Origin of the sequence: Kitasatospora sp. NPDC059648 (genome assembly GCF_042734825.1) — a bacterium.
In the GTDB taxonomy this organism is placed as follows: domain Bacteria; phylum Actinomycetota; class Actinomycetes; order Streptomycetales; family Streptomycetaceae; genus Kitasatospora.
This window is the reverse complement of the sequence record NZ_JBHWDU010000091.1, coordinates 1-15,577: the sequence shown is the minus strand read 5'-3', so window position 1 is coordinate 15,577 and position 15,577 is coordinate 1. Positions and strand designations below refer to the sequence as shown.

Below are 15,577 nucleotides of genomic sequence, written 5' to 3'. Positions count from 1 at the left end.
AAATGCTTCCGTCCGGGCCGCAGCCGCACATCTGCCGTTCGGCAGATATCCGAGGGTTCCCGCCACGGAAAGCGCCGGAGGGGTGGGCCGTTCGGCACACCCCTCCGGCCATCTGATCAGATGTCGGGCCGGTTCGGCCCTCCGGTCGACTCAGTCCTCGTCGCCGAAGTCGCCCCCGGCGTCGCTCCCGTCGGGAGTGCCGCTGAGCGCGTACCCCTGGCGGCGCGCCTCGTAGCAGGCCACCGTCGCGGCCGCCGAGACGTTCAGCGAGCCGACCCGGCCCAGCTGCGGGACGAACACCACCTGGTCGCAGAGCGCCAGCGCCTCGGGCGTGATCCCGCGGTCCTCGTGCCCGAGCACGAAGGCCACCGCCGGGGTCAGCTCGGCGGCGAACATCGGCACCGCCTCGTCGGCCAGCTCCAGCCCGACCACCTTGAAGCCGTCCGCCTTCGCGGCCGCGACCGCCTCGGCGACCGTCGGGAAGTGCTCCACCTTCAGGTACTTGTCGGTGCCCATGGCGGCCTTCTGCGCACCGGACGAGCGCACCGACGGGGTGTCCCCGGTCAGGTACAGCTTCTCGGCGCCCATCGCCGCCCCGGTCCGGACCACCGAGCCGACGTTGAACGGGGACTGCAGGTTCTCCAGGATCATCGCGAGCCGGAACTCGTTGCTGCGCCGCCACGAGCGGTGCAGTCGCTTCAGTTCGGTCCCGCGCAGCTGCTTCACGACGTCGTTCCCCGTCCACTCTCCGAGCCCTCGCCCGCATCCGGGCGGGGCCGCGCTTCCAGAATCCGGAACCCGTTGACCGACGTGACCCGGGAGGTCGGGTAGCCCTGCTCGTTGAGCCACTTCTGCAGCGAGTCCGAGCCCAGGTGCTTCTGCACCACGAGGAACGCCGAGCCGTCCGGGGTCAGCCGGCCGAGCCAGCGCGTCAGCAGGCGGCGCAGCTCGGCCTTGCCGATCCGGATCGGCGGGTTGGAGTAGATGGTGGCGAACCGGAGGTCCTCGGGGACGTCGTCCGGCAGCGCGGCCTGGACGTTGCCCAGCCGCAGCGCCTCGGCGTTCAGCCGGACCAGCTCCAGCGCGCGCTCGTTGACGTCCACCGCCCACACCGGCAGCCGCTTGCGCCGGGACGCCCAGGTCAGCGCGATCGGGCCGTAGCCGCAGCCGACGTCCAGGATCGGGCCGCGCACCCGCGGCTGCGGGGCGTGCTCCAGCAGGATCCGGGTGCCCGGGTCGAGCCGACCGTGCGAGAACACCCCGGTGTCGGTGGTCAGTTCGAGGGTCAGGTCCGGCAGCGAGACCGTGATCGGCCGGCGCTCGCTGGCGACCTCGGGTGCACTGGAGAAGTAGTGCGAGCCGGACATCTTTTCCCCGTCGTCGGTATGGGCCTCGGGGCCACCGGGTGGGTGTGGGTTAGCCCTGGGTACGGCACCGATCGTACCCCCGGTGGCCTGCGGCGCGTTCCGCCCGGCCCCGCGGTGCGGGCCCGCCGGGCCCCGGGACCACCGGGCCGGGCCCGGTGTACCGCGACCGCGGCGGCTACCGGGTGCCCGGGGTCTTGCGGGTGGCGATGTTGATCCGGTTCCAGGTGTTGATGGTGAAGCACACCGAGATCAGCTGCGCCAGTTCCGCCTCCGCGAAGTGCTCGGCGGCCCGGGTGTACACCGCGTCCGAGACCCCGCCGCCGATCCGCACGATCTCCTCGGCCAGTGCGAGCGCGGCCCGCTCGCGCTCGCTGTACACCCCGGCCGGGGCTTCGTGCCAGACCGGCAGCAGGTAGATCCGCTCGTCGGTCTCGCCGGCCTTGCGGGCGTCCTTGGCGTGCATGTCCAGGCAGTACGCACAGTTGTTGAGCTGCGAGGTGCGCATCTGCACCAGCTCGACCAGCGCCGGGTCCAGGCCCTCGCGGGCGGCGGCGTCCAGGGCGGTCATCGCGCGGAACACCTTGGGGACGGTGCGGGCGTAGTCGAGGCGGGCCGGGGCGGTGGTGATCTCGTTCGTCGTCATGACTACAACCCTAGGAGCGGAATGCACCCGCGTTCTGGGTCATTCGGTGGCGGGATTCATGGGTCAATTCGTGGGCCGGTTCCGGGCCCGGCGGCACGGCCCGGACAACACGCCGGAGCGGCCCCGGCGCGTCGCGTCCGCGCGCCCGGCGACGGATACTGCCAGTACGCCATCCGGGCCCTGGGAGTTTCCGACAGTGAGGACGGACACCATGTCGCAGGACCACGAGGACTACCTGATCGACGAGCCCGTCGAGACCGTCGAGCCCGACGAGGAGGAGGCCACCGGCGACGAATACGACGAGGTCGCCGAGCGCCGGGCCCTCGGAGCGGACCCGGCCACCGACGTCGCGGACGCCGCCGAGCAGAGCCGGATCGTCCAGCTCGACGAGGACGACTACCGCGAGTAGGCCGCCCGGACCGCAGCTCCCTCAGCGCCCGGCCCTCACGGCTCCAGCCCCTTACAGCTGCAGCGCCTCGCGGCTACAGCGCCTTGCGGCGCTGCAGCCAGGTGATCGCCGCCCAGCCCGGCAGCACCGGCAGGATCAGCGTCAGCAGCCGGAACAGCACCACCGCTGCCGTGGCCCCGCCCTGCTCCATCGACGCGGTCTGCTGCATCAGGCCGATCAACGCCATGTCGGCCGTGCCGGCTCCACCCGGGGTCGGCGCGGCGTTGCCCGCCGCGTTGCCCACCAGGAACACCACCGCCACCGAGGCGAAGGACGGTTCCTTGCCGATCGCCAGGGCGCAGCAGTACAGGCAGGCGATCAGGCAGAGCGACACCAGCAGCTGCCCGGCCACTCCCACCGCCAGCCGCCCGGGGTTGCGCAGCAGGTCCAGCAGCCGCGGCAGCACCTCGGCCGTCAAGGGCCGCAGTCGCGCCGCCAGCCACCGCCGGGCGGGGGGGATTGCCGACACCACCGCGAGCAGCACCGCGGCCACCACCAGCCCGGCGACCACGGCCGGCAGCGCCTCCAGCTCCGAACCGCCCGGCTGTGCGTCGACCAGGTAGACGAAGGCCCCCAGCTGCAGCAGGTGCAGCACCAGTCCGATCAACTGCCCCACCCCGACGCTGGACAGGGCCTTCGCGGTCGGGATGTTCGCCTGCTGCAACAGCCGGGTGTTCAGCGCGATCCCGCCGACACCCCCGGGCGACACCAGCTTCACGAACGCTCCGGCCACCTGCGCCAGCACCGCGTTGCGGAAGTTCAGCCGCTCCGGCACGAACCCGACGAACCCCATCGCGGCGGCCACGTGGCTCAGCCCCGCCGCCACCACCGCCAGCGCCAGCCACCACGGATCGGCGTCCGCCAGGGCTGCGATCGGGTTGTCCTCCGTCGCGAAGAACTGCGGGATCAGCAGCCACCCGGCCACCACCCCACCCACCACGGCCAGCAGCGTCCGCGGCCGCAACCGCTCCAGTCGCACCGGCCGCCCGATCACCTCCGGGCGACCGCGCAGCACTTCCGCCCGGATCTCCTCCAGCAACCCGCCGGCCGGGTCGGCCTCACCGCTGGCCGGGTCCCGGTCCCGGTCCGGCCCCTCGGGGGCGGCGGCCGTGCCGGACGGGCCGCCGCGCGGGCCCTTCGGCTGGCGGCCGACGGCATGCGTGGATGCGGCGGTGCCTGCGGACACAGCGGTGCTCGCGCCGACCGCACCGCTGTCGGCGGTGGCGCCCCCGCCGTCGTCGCGACGGCCCGGCTGCGCCGCGCTCCCGGCCGCCGATCGCCGAGGGCTCGCCTCGGTCCCCGCGCCGCTGCCGAGGGCCGCCGTCGGTCGGCCTTCCCCGAGCCGTCGGGGTGGTGTCCCGGTGAGTCCGGTGGGCGTCGCCTCGGCCGGTGCCGTCGTCGCCCGGTCGGCTCCGGTTCCGACCGGGCCGGGCGGCGGCGCGGCGTACGACCCGGTGGGGACGGCAGCGCTGCCCGAGCCGCCGTCCCCACCCGCGGTCGGCCCGACTACTGCGGCACCGGCTCCTTCGCTCGATCTGCGGACTGTCGCGGGCTCGCCGCTGTCGCCGTGCCCCGGCAGCGGCTCGCCCGCCGGTACCGCCGTGCCGGCGTCACGGGTGAGCAGGAGCGGAGCCGTGTGCCGCCCGGTCGGGATCACGCCGCCGGGAGCCTCCGCCGGGCCGCCCGGTGCCTGCGGGTCCGGGTCGCCCGCAGCCTTCCCGGCCTGGTCGCCCGCCGCCTTCCCGCCCTGGCCGCGTTTGAGCGACTGGCGGGTGGTGCGGGCGAGGGCTATCGGCTGGAGCAGGGGCAGGGCGGCGCCCAGGGGATCGGGGCCGAGTACGGCGGTGGCGGTGCGGACGGAGCGGGCGGCGCCGGCGCGCAGGGCGAGGGTGGTGAGGAGCTGGACGACGTCGCAGCGCAGGACGAGTTCGCTCGCCGCGATGTCGCCGTCGGCGAAGTCGACCAGGTGGACCGCGCCGCCGTCGTCGACCAGCAGGGAGGACGGGACGAGGGCACGGTGGGCGATCTCGCGGCGCTGGAGCAGGGCGAGCTGGGACCAGGCGTCGGTGAGGAGCTCGTCGGTGATCTCCGCGTCGTCGAGCTGGTCCAGGGTGCGCCCGGCCAGGTGCTCGTACGCGATCAGGGCGGTGTCGTGGCCGAGGCCCGCGGTGGCGGCGATCCGGCGGGTGCGCACTCCGGCGGCGAGTGCCGCGTACGTGACCAGGGCCTCGTGCTCCAGCCCGGTGCGCGGTGAGCGCAGTGCGCGGGGGTGGGGGGCGGTGCGCAGCCGCAGGCGGCGCCATGCGCGGCGGACGGCGGCAGCGGTGACGGCTTGCCGGTCGAGGAGCTGGACGTCGAGGTCGGGCTGTTCCTCGGCCTGCCGGATCCGGTAGCGGTCCGGTCCGGCGGGGACGGCCTCCACCGGCCGCAGTCCGCTCTCCCGCAGTGCGCGCAGCACCTCCCCCGGCCTGGGCCGCGGGTCCGGGGTGCCGACGGCGTACAGGGTGCCGTGGGCGCCGGTCCAGCCGATCAGCAGGCCGAGCAGCAGCGCGGTGGGGGTCGCGTACCCGCCGGCCAGTCCGGCGAGGCCGGAGAGGGCGAGGACGGACCAGGGCAGGCGCCGTTCGCGGCTGCCGGAGGCGGTCATGAAGGCGAGGACGGGCGCTAGGTAGCCGTAGACCGGTTCGGTGTGCCCGAGGACGTCGCCGGGCAGCCGCTGGGTGAGCGCGGTGAGCAGCGAGGTCGGGGCGAGGTCGTCGGCCCACAGGTCCAGGGCGAGGGTCGCGCCGTACGCGGTGACGGCGGCGAGCAGGCCGTCGGAGACCTGTTGGAGGGCACGCCGCCGGTCCGGGCCGAGCAGGCGGCGGACGGCGAGTCCGACCGGCAGCAGCAGGACGGCGGCGGTGGTGAGGCCGCCCGCCAGGCTCGCCAGCGGTCGCGGCACCAGCGCGGCGGCCTCCGCGACGTCGGCGGCGAAGCCTCCGGTGGTGGCCCGGGCGTAGTCGGCGAGCAGCAGGGTGAGCGCGATCGCGAGCAGGCCGGTGAGCAGCCGGATCAGGGCGACGGGCTGCCGGATCCGGCCGCTGTCCGACAGCGGCCGGATCCGCCGTCGCTCGCCGCCCGGCTGCCCGGGTGCGCTCGTACCGCTGCCCGGCTGCCCGGGTGCGCCTGGGCCGCCGACCAGCTGCCTGGGTATGCCCCCGCTGGTGCTCCCACCGGTATCCCGGCCGGTGTCCGGCCGTCCGGCCGGGGCCGTACCGCCGCCCCCGCCGGTGTCGCCGTCCGTTCTCCCCGTCACGATCGCCACGGGTGGCATGCTCCCATGCCGCCCGTGGGCCCGGAGCGGGATCCGGCGGCCGTCACGCCTGCCGGGTCGGCAGGACCACCTGGTGGCGCAGGTTGACGTGCCGGGGGCGGCTGACGGTGTAGGCGATGAGGTCCGCGACGTCCTCCGCGGCGAGCGCCGGGATGGCCGCGAACATGCCGCCGAGCTGCTCCTTCAGCGCGGGGTTGTCGATGTGGCCGCCGAGCTCGGTGTCGGTCAGGCCGGGCTCGACGGCGCTGACCCGCACGTCGCGCGGGCCCAGTTCGGTGCGCAGGGCGGCGGAGAGCTGGCTGAGCGCGGCCTTGGTCGCGCCGTACACGGCGTAGTCGGGGAAGACCACGTGGGAGGCGATGGAGGAGACGTTGACCAGGTCGGCGGTGCGGCCGTCGGCGGCGGCCGCGGTGAGGTCGGCGGTGAAGGCGCGGACGATCCGCAGGGCACCGGTGAGGTTGGTGTCCACCATCTTGGTCCACTCGTCGATCCGGCCGTCGGCGAGCGGGTTGGGCAGCATCACCCCGGCGTTGTTGACCACCAGGTCGGCGGGGCCGTACGCGGTGTGGACGGCCGCGGCGGCCGCGTCGACCGAGGCCTGGTCGGTGATGTCGGCGGTGACGGCGAGGGCCTGCCCGCCGGCTGCGGAGATCTCGGCGGCGAGCGCCTCGATCCGGTCGGTGCGGCGGGCGAGCAGAGCGACCCGGGCGCCGTTGGCGGCGAGCAGCCGGGCGGTGGCCGCGCCCATGCCGCTGGCGGCTCCGGTGACGACGGCGGTGCGGGTGGCGAGGGCGGGGTAGCTCATCGGGAACTCCTGGGCGGGTCGGCGGGCTGACGCCGACCACTCTGCGCCGGTGCCGCGCGCCCACCCAGGGCCACGTCCTACCCGGGAACCCCTTTCCCGGGAACCCCTCTCCCGGTAAGTCCTTTCCTGGGAAAGGCAGTACCACCCTCGCGCCGCCCGCCCGGAGCTACCCTGCCTGGCATGGAGAACACCCTGGGGGATTTCCTCCGCTCGCGCCGGGCCCGGATCCAACCGGAGGAGGTGGGCCTGCCCGCCCACGGCCGCCGCCGGGTTCGGGGACTGCGCCGGGAGGAGGTGGCGCAACTCGCCGGGGTGAGCGTGGACTACTACATCCGGCTGGAGCAGGGACGCGGCGGCAGCGCCTCGGACGCGGTGCTGGACGCGGTGGCCCGGGTGCTGCGGCTGGACGAGGTGGAGGCGGCGCACCTGCGCTCGCTGAACCGCCCGCCGAAGGCCCCGGCCGGCCGGACCCGGGGGGACCGGCGGGTACGGCCGGGGACACGGCTGCTGCTGGAACTGATGACCGGGGTGCCGGCCTTCGTGCTGGGACGCCGGATGGACGTCCTGGCCTGGAACGCCCTGGGCGACGCGGTGAACGGTTTCTCCGGCCGCGCGGGCGCCACCGCGGGCTCGCCCCCGAACCAGGCCCGGGACGCCTTCCTCGACCCCGCCGCCCGTGAGTTCTACCCGCAGTGGGACGCCGTCGCCGCGGAGACCGTCGCCCAGCTGCGCCGGGACGCCGGACTGCACCCCGACGACCCGGCCCTGGCCGCCCTGGTGGGCGAACTGTCTCTGCGCAGCGAGGAGTTCCGCCGGCTCTGGGCGGACCACCTGGTGCGGGAGAAGACCAGCGGAGTGAAGCTGCTCCGGCACCCGCTGGTCGGCGAGCTGGAGTTCGGTTACGAGACCCTGACCGTCAACGGCTCGCCTGACCAGATGCTGGTCGTCTACACCACCCCGCCGGACTCTCCCACCGCCCAGAAGCTGGCCCTACTGGCCAGTTGGACGGCTCCCGACGCCGCTCCCGACGCCGTGCCCGCCTCGCCGCCCGCCGCACCACCAGCCGCGCCGTCCGCCGCGCCGCCGACCCCGGGCGCCTCCTGAAGCGGCGGCCTCGCCCGGCCCGTCATAGCCTTCGAACATGAGCGCCTGCGAAGACCTCGCCGTGGCCCCCCGGGAGATCGATCCCCTCCCGCCCGCCGACGGCTGCGCCGACTGCCTGGCCCAGGGCCGCCGGGACTGGGTGCACCTGCGGATCTGCCTCGACTGCGGCCACATCGGCTGCTGCGACTTCTCGCCGCAGCGGCACGCCACCGCACACTTCCACGACACGTCCCACCCGGTGATCCGCTCGTACGAGCCGGGGGAGGACTGGCGCTGGTGCTTCGTCCACGAGGTCATGGGCTGAGCACGCCTCCGGCCTCCGCGGTGGCATCGGCCCCCAACCCGAGTAAAATCCGGACATAACGCCCATGCGGCCGCCTCACCGGTCGGCATCCGTCCGGCCGCGGCCGCCGAAGGGAGGCCGACGATGACCAAGCACACGGCGGGCAGCACCGCCAAGTTCCGCCAGGGGGCCCAGGACCTGCTGGACCGCCGGGGCATGGCGAGCACACCCAACCGGCTCGGACCGAAGCCGCGGGCCGGCCTGGTGACCGCCGGCGCCGGGCGCACCCACGGCGACGCCTTCCGCCACATCGGGCGCGATGCCACGTCCTCGGGGGTGCACTCCGCCCCACCGGTCCAGGGGGAGCTCAAGGGGCACCGGCACCGCGGCGCGGAGAAGCACTCCGCCCACTGACCGGCGGCCCCCAGGGGCGGCCCCCAGGGGCGGGCGCCACCGGCCCGGCGTCCGCCCCTGACGCACGCTCAGGGGCCTTGCCGGGTGGTCCTCGGGAGTTGTCGGTGGGGTGCGCTACCGTCGTCCCGTCCAGCAGCACGCGGAGCACGACGGGGGCGCACGCACCATGACCGATGTGATCACGGAGGAGCCGGTCGAGCTCCAGCTGGAGCGGTACCGCACCGAACTCACCGGCTACTGCTACCGGATGCTGGGCTCCGTCTTCGAGGCCGAGGACGCGGTGCAGGAGACCATGGTCCGCGCCTGGCGCGGCCACCAGGGCTTCGAGGGGCGGGCCGCGCTGCGCTCCTGGCTGTACCGAATAGCCACCAACGTCTGCCTGGACGCGCTGAACGGCCGCAAGGGCCGCGCCCGTCCGATGGACCTCGCCGGGCCGGTGACGGTGGCCACCGCGAGCGACGCCCAGCTGCCCGAGGTGACCTGGATCGGCCCCGCGCCGGACGGCCGGGTGCTCCCCGAGACGGGGGACCCGGCCGAGGTGGCCGCCCAGCGCGAGTCGGTGAAGCTGGCCTTCGTCGCCGTGCTGCAGCGCCTCGCGCCCCGGCAGCGGGCGGTGCTGATCCTGCGCGAGGTGCTCGGCTGGAGGGCCGCCGAGGTGGCCGAACTGCTCGGCGCCACCGTCGCATCGGTCAACAGCGCACTCCAGCGGGCGCGTTCGGTGCTCGCCGCCGACGCCTCGGCCGCCCGCCCGGCCCCCGCGCTGGACGACGCGCACCGGGAGCTGCTGGACCGCTACGTCCGTGCTTTCGAGGCGTACGACATGGACGGCCTGGCCGCGCTGCTGCACGAGGACGTCACGCTCAACATGCCGCCGTTCTCGATGTGGCTGCGGGGCCAGGCGGAGATCCGGGCGTGGATGCTGGGCCCGGGGCAGGGCTGCCGGGGCTCCCGGCTGCTCCCGGTGACGGCCAACGGTGGCCCGGCCCTGGCCCAGTACCGGCCGAGTCCGGCCGGCGGGCACGAGCCGTGGGCGCTGATCGTGCCGGAGGTGTCAGAGGGCCGGATCACCGGGCTCACCAACTTCCTGGACACCGACGTGCTCTTCCCGCTGTTCGGCCTCCCGGACCGGCTCCCCGCCGAGTAGGGCGGCCAGGGGGGCCGGTTCCGCGCCGTCCAGCGGATCGTCCGCTCCCGGCAGCAGCGTCGCGAGCCCGCTGAACGCGAGCAGTTCCCGCAGCGGCCCGCTCGCGTTGAGCAGCACCACGCCCACCCGGTGCCGCCCGGCGGCCAGCCGCAGCCGGGCGAGCGCGTCGACGACGGCCAGGTCGGGGGCGGTCAGCGCGCCCAGGTCGCAGGTCAGTACGGCGTCGGCCGCGGTGGTCTCCATGCGGATTGGACCGCCGCGCGGGCGCCGACTCATCGGTCCGGCTCGGAACGCGTCCACCGGCACCCGAGGGCATTCGAGGGGCGTCCGGACGGCGGTGGCAGAGTGGGTGCGTCCGAACCCCCCTGTCCCTGGAGGAACCCCGTGACGGCTGAGCCCTTGAGATCCCGCGAGGAGTGGCTGGCGTCCCTGCCCCGGATCTACGCGGCGGCGGGCTGCCTGCTGCGCGACGAGTCCGGCCGGATCCTGATCGTGAAGGCCGGGTACCGCGAGCACTGGCAGTTCCCGGGCGGGACGATCGACCTCGGCGAGGGCCCGGTCGAGTGCGCCGTACGGGAGCTGGAGGAGGAGACCGGCATCGTCAAGGAGGCCGGTGACCTGCTGGCCATCTCCTGGACCCACGCCTCGGCCGAACTCGACCACCCCGCCCAGCACTTCATGTTCGACTTCGGCACCGTCCCGGACGGCACCCCGGTGACCGTGCCGGCGGGCGAGCTGGACACCCACCGCTGGGCCCCGCCGGAGGAGGCGCTGGAACTGGTCGGTCCGGCCCGTTCGGCCCGGCTGCGGGCGGCGCTGGAGGCGGCCGTCGACGGCCGGACCCGGATCGTCACCACCCACGTCTCCGGATTCTGAGCGGAACGCGGAAGTGCCGCGCCCGGGTGGGAGTCGCACCCCGGGCACGGCCGACCGACGGTTGGCTCACTGCTGCTGCTCGGACTCCGCGTCCCGGGCGGCGACGATGGCGGCGATGGCCTCCGCGGTGAAGGTCTCCGCCTCGGACTTGTCCACCTTCAGCCCGGTGAGCACGCCCTCGCCGTTCTCGAACTCCAGCAGCGCGAGCAGGATGTGCTCGGTGCCGACGTAGTTGTGGCCGAGCTTGAGCGCCTCGCGGAAGGTCAGCTCGATCACCTTCTTGCCCTGCGCGTCGTACGGGATCAGCGCGGGGATCGTCTGCTCGACGGCGGCCGGCAGGGCGGCGGTGGCCGCCGCCCGGACGGCCTCCGGGGTGACGCCCTGGGCGGCGAGCGCCTTGAGACCGATGCCCTCGGGCTCGGCGAGCAGGCCGAGCAGGATGTGCACGGCGGTGATCTCGGGGTTGCCCGCCTTCCTGGCCTCCTCCTGCGAGGCCACGATGACCTTGCGGGCCCGGGGCGTGAACCGGGCGAAGCCCTGGCTGGGGTCGAGATCGGCCGTGGTGCCCGGGCCCTTGGGGACGAAGCGCTTCTGGGCGGCCTGCTTGCTGACGCCCATGCTGCGGCCGATGTCGGTCCAGGAGGCGCCGGAGCGGCGGGCCTGGTCCACGAAGTGGCCGATCAGGTGGTCGGCGAGGTCACCGAGGTGGTCGGCGGCGATGACCGCGTCGGAGAGCTGGTCGAGCGCGTCGGTGTGGACCTTCTTGATCGCGGCGATCAGGTCGTCGAGGCGCAGCGGAGTGGTGCTGGGGACAACGGGATTCTCCATGCGTCAACCGTAGGTTGTCGATTCGAGGATCGTCAACCATCAGTTGACGCTTACCCGTGGGTAGCTTGTTCTCGTGTCCCGTCGAACGCTCCCGGCGTCCTACGCGCCGGGCAGCAGCCGCTCCCGGACGGCGGCGATCCGGGCCGGCGTGACGCCCGCCGCGAGGAGGTACGCCACCGGGTCGAGCCCTTCGAGGGTGGCCTCCAGGGCGGCCTCGGCGGTGGTCCCGGCCTCGGCCAGTACCGCGTCGATCCGGCGGTACGGGTCCGGCAGGCCGAGCATTCCGTACAGCGGACGGACGTTGGGGCCGCTGAGCAGGTAGTCCTCGGCGATCGCGGCCCGGTCGGCCCCGGCCAGGGCGAGCAGCAGCAGGGCGGCCAGTCCGGTGCGGTCGCGGCCGGCGCCGCAGTGCACCACCAGTCCGCCGGGCCGGGCGTCGGCGACCGCGGTGATCAGCGCGGCGGCGGCGTGCGGGCAGTGCTCCAGGTAGGGGCGGAAGACCAGCGGGGTGCCGTCCAGTCGGCCGTGGGCGCGCCACCAGGCCGGGCCGGCCAGTTCGTCCAGCGGGACGCGGACCAGCTCGACGTCCTCGGGGAGCGGGAGGAGCGGCTTGTACTCCTCGGCGTCGCGCAGATCGACCACGGTGCGGACGCCGTGGTCGAGGAGGGCGTCCCAGCCCTCGCGGGTGAGGCGGTCCAGGTTGTCCGCCCGGGCTATCGCGCCACGGGCGGTCGGACGGCCGGAGGCGGTGGGCAGTCCGCCCAGGTCGCGGACGTTCAGGCAGCCGTCCCAGACGAGGGTGCGGTCCTCGGTGGTGGTCAGCGCGTCGGTCCGCATGGTGGGCTCCCCGTTTCCTCGGTCGGGGGCCCGTTACCCCCTCGTTATAAGGACTCCCGGGAGATCCCGATGGTTCCTGAGCGTTCGAACGGTCGCAACCGGCAGTTCGGGCGGCGGTCGGGCGGGGCTCAGGCGGCGGTGGGGGCCTCGGCCTCGGCCTCGACCAGCTTCTCGATCGGCTCGACCGCGATCTGGCCGAGCAGCGAGCCGCCCACGATCGCAGCGATCAGGAACACGGTGGACAGCCAGGCCATGGTCGAGACCGGCAGGGTGAAGGCGCCGACCACCCGGGCCGCGCACTCGGTCAGCAGGGCCGTGCCCCAGATGCCGGCGAACACCCGCTCGTGGCGCCGGAAGGCCCGCGAGGCGGCCGCCCGCCCCTCGACCAGCCGCTGCCAGGCGGCGGCGCGGTCCCGGTTGCCCTTGGTGACGAAGGGCATCAGCATCGGGGTCATCACCGGTCGGCCGATCAGCGCCGAGGCCAGGATCGCCAGCGCCACGCTGCCGCTCAGCAGGCCGTCCTTGGCGATCATCATCCGGGCGTCGCCGGTGACGAAGGTGAGCGCCAGGCCGGCCAGGTTGACCACCAGCATCAGCGAGGCCCACAGATTGAGCCTGCGCTCGCGCAGCAGGCCGAGGACGGTCCGGCCGGCCGAGAAGGCGCTGCTCCAGGCCAGCGCGGCGAACTCGCTCAGGCCGCAGGCCGAGTGCAGCAGGTAGTACCCGGCGAGCGGGACGACCACGTCGAGGGCGAGCGGGCGGAGGCCGGCGGCCAGCGGGTTGGGCGCTTCGGCGTCCTGGGCGGGAGCGGCGGTGGCGGCGGTGACGGTCTGGCTGCTCATGGTGGGTCCTCCCCCGAGTGGTGACTGCGGGCCGCTGCCCGCGTCGTGCCTCCAGTCTTTCCGGCCGGCCCTCCGCCGGAGCAGTGCCGTCCGTTGCGGGATCCGCATGACAGTTGTCACTGCGCGGCCCGTGACACGCCCGCTGACCTGCTCATCCGTCCGGGAGGTCCGCAGCTCGCGGCCCAGCGGCTCCAGGTGGCGCCGCCCGGTCGGCGGCGGGGTGCTCGGCCGGGCCGAGCGGCATCCGGCGGGTGTCGTCGGACGGGCCCTGGTCGTGCGGTCCTCCCGGCAGTCCCCGGGCAGGAGTACGGGAGCGGCGGGTCACGGGGTCACGACGGCGGGCCGAACACGACCGCGCCCCGAACGATTCGTCCACCGACGACCCGGGCGCGGGAAGCATCCTCGGGGCTTCTGGCACACGACGGCCGCCGAAGGGCCCCCGGCCCCGACCGGTCCGGTCCTTCGACCGGCGCCGACCCGTTCGCCCGGATGGCGCATGATGTGGCGGGTGCAGAGTGCAGAACGCCCCGGAGCGGGCACCGGCAGCCCCCTCGGCCGGTCCGAACCAGTACCACCACCGGGCGGGGGCCCCGTTCCCACCGACCTGACCGAGGCGGTCCGCGCCGCCCAGGAGGGGGACGAACAGGCGTTCCGGCTGCTGTTCCGGACCGTCCAGCCGGGTCTGCTGCGCTACCTGAGAGTGCTGGTCGGCGGACGGCCGGAGGACGCGCAGGACGCCGAGGACATCGCCTCCGAGGCCTGGCTGCAGATCGCCCGCGACCTGCGCGGCTTCTCGGGCGACGGGGACGGCTTCCGCGGCTGGGCCGCCACCATCGCCCGCAACCGCGCGATGGACCACCTGCGCGCCCGGCGCCGCCGCCCGGTGGCCGACCTGCCGTTCGAGTACCTGGTCGAGCTGGCCGCCGGGGACGACACCGCGCGCGCCGCGCTCACCACGGTCGGCACCGCCGACGCACTGGCTCTGATCTCTCGGCTGCCGCGGGACCAGGCCGAGGCGGTGCTGCTCAGAGTGGTCATGGAGCTGGACGCCGAGAGCGCCGCCCGGGTGCTCGGCAAGCGGGCCGGCACCGTCCGGATGGCCGCCCACCGGGGGCTGCGGCGGCTGGCCAAGCTGCTGGAGCAGCCGTTCGCCTCCGGCGTCGGGATTCCGGCGGCCAGGGGGGCCGCGGAAGCCGCCGGAGAACCCGCGAAAAAAAATTCTCCGCAGGGTGTGACAGAACGCCGGGCCGCGACGCTGAAGGACATGAGATGAGCACCAACCGATCCCGTCGGATCGACCGTGATGCCGCCGAGCAGCTGCTCGGCGGTGCCGTGGGCGGCCCGTCGGCCGGGCAGGACGCCTCGCTCACCGGACCGGACGGTCCCGGGCAGCTCGCCCGGGTACTGGCCGCGGCCGCCGCCCCGGCGACGGCGGCGGAACTGGCCGGGGAGGAGGCCGCGCTGGCCGCGTTCCGGGAGGCGAGTCTCACACCCGACCCCGTAGTGACCCCCGTCCGGAGACGATCGATGGCGACCGCCGCGCTGGCCAGGGCCTTCAGCACGAAGGCCGCTGCCGCCGTGCTCGGCGCCACCGCGCTGTGCGGGGTCGCGGTCGCCGCGGGCAACCTGCCCGCCCTCGGCGGCGGCCCGACCGAGCCGGAGCACTCGGTGGCCGCTTCGGGTACCCCGACCGACTCCACGCACGGCACCACCGGCAGTCCCGGCACCGCCTCCCCGCGCGGATCCGCCCGGCCGACCACCGGTGCCCAGGCCGACCCGCCGCACGGCATCGCCCCGTCCGCCCCCGCCACACCCGACGCCCCCTCGCCCGACGCCCGCGGCGGACACCCCACCCCGCCCGCCGCACTGGTCCCGCTCTGCCAGAGCTTCACGGACCGTACGAACAAGGGCGAGCGCCCCCGCCAACTGGCCGCCGACCCCCTCTTCGCCCCGCTGATCGCGGCGGCCGGCGGAGCGGACGGAGTGCCGGACTTCTGCGAGGCCGCCCCCGGCCGCCCCAACGGCGACCACCCGGGCACTCCAGCCCAGCCGAGCCCGTCCGGCCGCAAGGGCAACTCGAACGGCAACACCAACGGCGGGGACAACAACGACGGCAAACCGGGCAAGGGCGGCGTGACCGTCCCGACCCCACCGGCCGCGCTCACCCCGCCGGACGCCCGCCCGAGCAGAACCGGCCCCTCCGAGGACGAGCAGTCGGCCCGGAGATGACCCCCAGAACTCCGGATGGGCGGCGAGCGACTCCCCCCGGGCTCGCCGCCCATCCGGACCGCACCACCCCGCAGTAACCGCAGGACGCACAACCACCCGAACTCCGGGTGGCCGGTCGGCTCCCCCGTGCCCGCCGTCCACCCGGCCGGCCCCGGCCGGACCGGCAGGCGCTCACCCCGGACGCGCCCCCGGCCCGGCCGGCCCGGAACGTGCGGCCCGCCCGCCCGCAGTCAGGGCGGGCCGCACCCCGATCCGGCGGTGGGGGGGGCGCGGGGCGCGGGCCCCCCCCCCCCCCCCCCCCCGGGGGGGGGGGGGGGGGGGGGGGGGGGGGGGCCCGCCCCCCCGGCGGGGGGGGGGGGGGGGGGGGGGGGGGGGGGCCCCCCCCCCCACGCCTCCCCCGGCCCCTGCCGTGCGCTCACACCAGCGCACTCCAGTACGCGC

General features: G+C 75.1%; 17 protein-coding genes. 8 read left to right on the top strand and 9 right to left on the bottom strand.

Features of this window, described 5'->3' with window-relative positions; genetic code table 11:
- Positions 1 to 150 precede the first annotated feature (150 nt).
- From ACFV1W_RS34150 to ACFV1W_RS34140, 3 genes are all read right to left on the bottom strand, one after another.
- A complete protein-coding gene (locus tag ACFV1W_RS34150; RefSeq protein WP_380421146.1) occupies positions 151 to 726 on the bottom strand; it encodes a TrmH family RNA methyltransferase in 576 nt (191 codons plus the stop codon).
- A complete protein-coding gene (locus ACFV1W_RS34145) occupies positions 723 to 1,367 on the bottom strand; it encodes a class I SAM-dependent methyltransferase (protein WP_380421145.1) in 645 nt (214 codons plus the stop codon). Before ACFV1W_RS34145 ends, ACFV1W_RS34150 begins: the two co-directional genes overlap by 4 nt.
- Positions 1,368 to 1,542: 175 nt before the next feature.
- A complete protein-coding gene (locus tag ACFV1W_RS34140) occupies positions 1,543 to 2,010 on the bottom strand; it encodes a carboxymuconolactone decarboxylase family protein (protein ID WP_380421144.1) in 468 nt (155 codons plus the stop codon).
- Positions 2,011 to 2,221: 211 nt separating this feature from the next.
- Between ACFV1W_RS34140 and ACFV1W_RS34135 the strand changes: the two genes are divergently transcribed.
- Positions 2,222 to 2,419, top strand: a complete 198-nt coding sequence (locus tag ACFV1W_RS34135; protein ID WP_380421143.1) for a hypothetical protein — start codon at positions 2,222 to 2,224, stop codon at positions 2,417 to 2,419.
- A 73-nt stretch (positions 2,420 to 2,492) separates the two neighbouring features.
- On the opposite strand, the gene ACFV1W_RS34130 is transcribed toward ACFV1W_RS34135, so the two are convergent.
- Positions 2,493 to 5,765, bottom strand: a complete 3,273-nt coding sequence (locus ACFV1W_RS34130) for a lysylphosphatidylglycerol synthase domain-containing protein (protein ID WP_380421142.1) — start codon at positions 5,763 to 5,765, stop codon at positions 2,493 to 2,495.
- A 52-nt stretch (positions 5,766 to 5,817) separates the two neighbouring features.
- On the bottom strand, positions 5,818 to 6,579 hold the full coding sequence (locus tag ACFV1W_RS34125) for an SDR family oxidoreductase (protein ID WP_380421141.1): 762 nt from the start codon (positions 6,577 to 6,579) through the stop codon (positions 5,818 to 5,820).
- A gap of 180 nt (positions 6,580 to 6,759) precedes the next feature.
- Here ACFV1W_RS34125 and ACFV1W_RS34120 point away from each other — a divergent pair, with 180 nt between their 5' ends.
- The 4 genes from ACFV1W_RS34120 to ACFV1W_RS34105 all read left to right on the top strand — a co-directional run bounded on the left by ACFV1W_RS34120 (position 6,760) and on the right by ACFV1W_RS34105 (position 9,524).
- Positions 6,760 to 7,683 (top strand): helix-turn-helix transcriptional regulator, encoded by a 924-nt coding sequence (locus tag ACFV1W_RS34120; RefSeq protein ID WP_380421140.1) that lies wholly within the window; start codon positions 6,760 to 6,762, stop codon positions 7,681 to 7,683.
- A gap of 37 nt (positions 7,684 to 7,720) precedes the next feature.
- Entirely contained in the window at positions 7,721 to 7,987 is a 267-nt protein-coding gene (locus ACFV1W_RS34115; protein ID WP_380421139.1) for a UBP-type zinc finger domain-containing protein, read from the top strand.
- Positions 7,988 to 8,110: 123 nt separating this feature from the next.
- Positions 8,111 to 8,380, top strand: a complete 270-nt coding sequence (locus ACFV1W_RS34110; RefSeq protein WP_380421138.1) for a hypothetical protein — start codon at positions 8,111 to 8,113, stop codon at positions 8,378 to 8,380.
- A 166-nt stretch (positions 8,381 to 8,546) separates the two neighbouring features.
- Positions 8,547 to 9,524, top strand: a complete 978-nt coding sequence (locus ACFV1W_RS34105) for a sigma-70 family RNA polymerase sigma factor (RefSeq protein ID WP_380421137.1) — start codon at positions 8,547 to 8,549, stop codon at positions 9,522 to 9,524.
- On the opposite strand, the gene ACFV1W_RS34100 is transcribed toward ACFV1W_RS34105, so the two are convergent.
- A complete protein-coding gene (locus ACFV1W_RS34100) occupies positions 9,432 to 9,767 on the bottom strand; it encodes a hypothetical protein (protein ID WP_380421136.1) in 336 nt (111 codons plus the stop codon). The genes ACFV1W_RS34105 and ACFV1W_RS34100 overlap by 93 nt on opposite strands.
- 141 nt (positions 9,768 to 9,908) lie before the next feature.
- On the opposite strand from ACFV1W_RS34100, the gene ACFV1W_RS34095 reads away from it, so the two are divergent.
- Positions 9,909 to 10,400: an NUDIX domain-containing protein gene (locus ACFV1W_RS34095; RefSeq protein WP_380421135.1), complete on the top strand. Its 492-nt coding sequence runs from the start codon at positions 9,909 to 9,911 to the stop codon at positions 10,398 to 10,400.
- Positions 10,401 to 10,466: 66 nt separating this feature from the next.
- Here ACFV1W_RS34095 and ACFV1W_RS34090 read toward each other — a convergent pair whose 3' ends face one another.
- The 3 genes from ACFV1W_RS34090 to ACFV1W_RS34080 form a co-directional block, all read right to left on the bottom strand.
- The gene (locus ACFV1W_RS34090) at positions 10,467 to 11,228 is read right to left on the bottom strand and encodes a Clp protease N-terminal domain-containing protein (RefSeq protein WP_380421134.1); all 762 of its coding nucleotides are present in this window, start codon (positions 11,226 to 11,228) and stop codon (positions 10,467 to 10,469) included.
- A 99-nt stretch (positions 11,229 to 11,327) separates the two neighbouring features.
- Positions 11,328 to 12,065: a tyrosine-protein phosphatase gene (locus ACFV1W_RS34085; RefSeq protein WP_380421133.1), complete on the bottom strand. Its 738-nt coding sequence runs from the start codon at positions 12,063 to 12,065 to the stop codon at positions 11,328 to 11,330.
- Positions 12,066 to 12,193: 128 nt separating this feature from the next.
- The gene (locus ACFV1W_RS34080; RefSeq protein WP_380421132.1) at positions 12,194 to 12,907 is read right to left on the bottom strand and encodes a VC0807 family protein; all 714 of its coding nucleotides are present in this window, start codon (positions 12,905 to 12,907) and stop codon (positions 12,194 to 12,196) included.
- A 499-nt stretch (positions 12,908 to 13,406) separates the two neighbouring features.
- On the opposite strand from ACFV1W_RS34080, the gene ACFV1W_RS34075 reads away from it, so the two are divergent.
- Both ACFV1W_RS34075 and ACFV1W_RS34070 read left to right on the top strand, forming a co-directional pair.
- Positions 13,407 to 14,180: an RNA polymerase sigma factor gene (locus ACFV1W_RS34075; RefSeq protein ID WP_380421157.1), complete on the top strand. Its 774-nt coding sequence runs from the start codon at positions 13,407 to 13,409 to the stop codon at positions 14,178 to 14,180.
- Positions 14,177 to 15,136 carry a hypothetical protein gene (locus ACFV1W_RS34070; protein WP_380421131.1) on the top strand — a complete coding sequence of 320 codons (960 nt, stop codon included), beginning with the start codon at positions 14,177 to 14,179 and terminating at the stop codon, positions 15,134 to 15,136. Before ACFV1W_RS34075 ends, ACFV1W_RS34070 begins: the two co-directional genes overlap by 4 nt.
- Positions 15,137 to 15,577 lie beyond the last annotated feature (441 nt).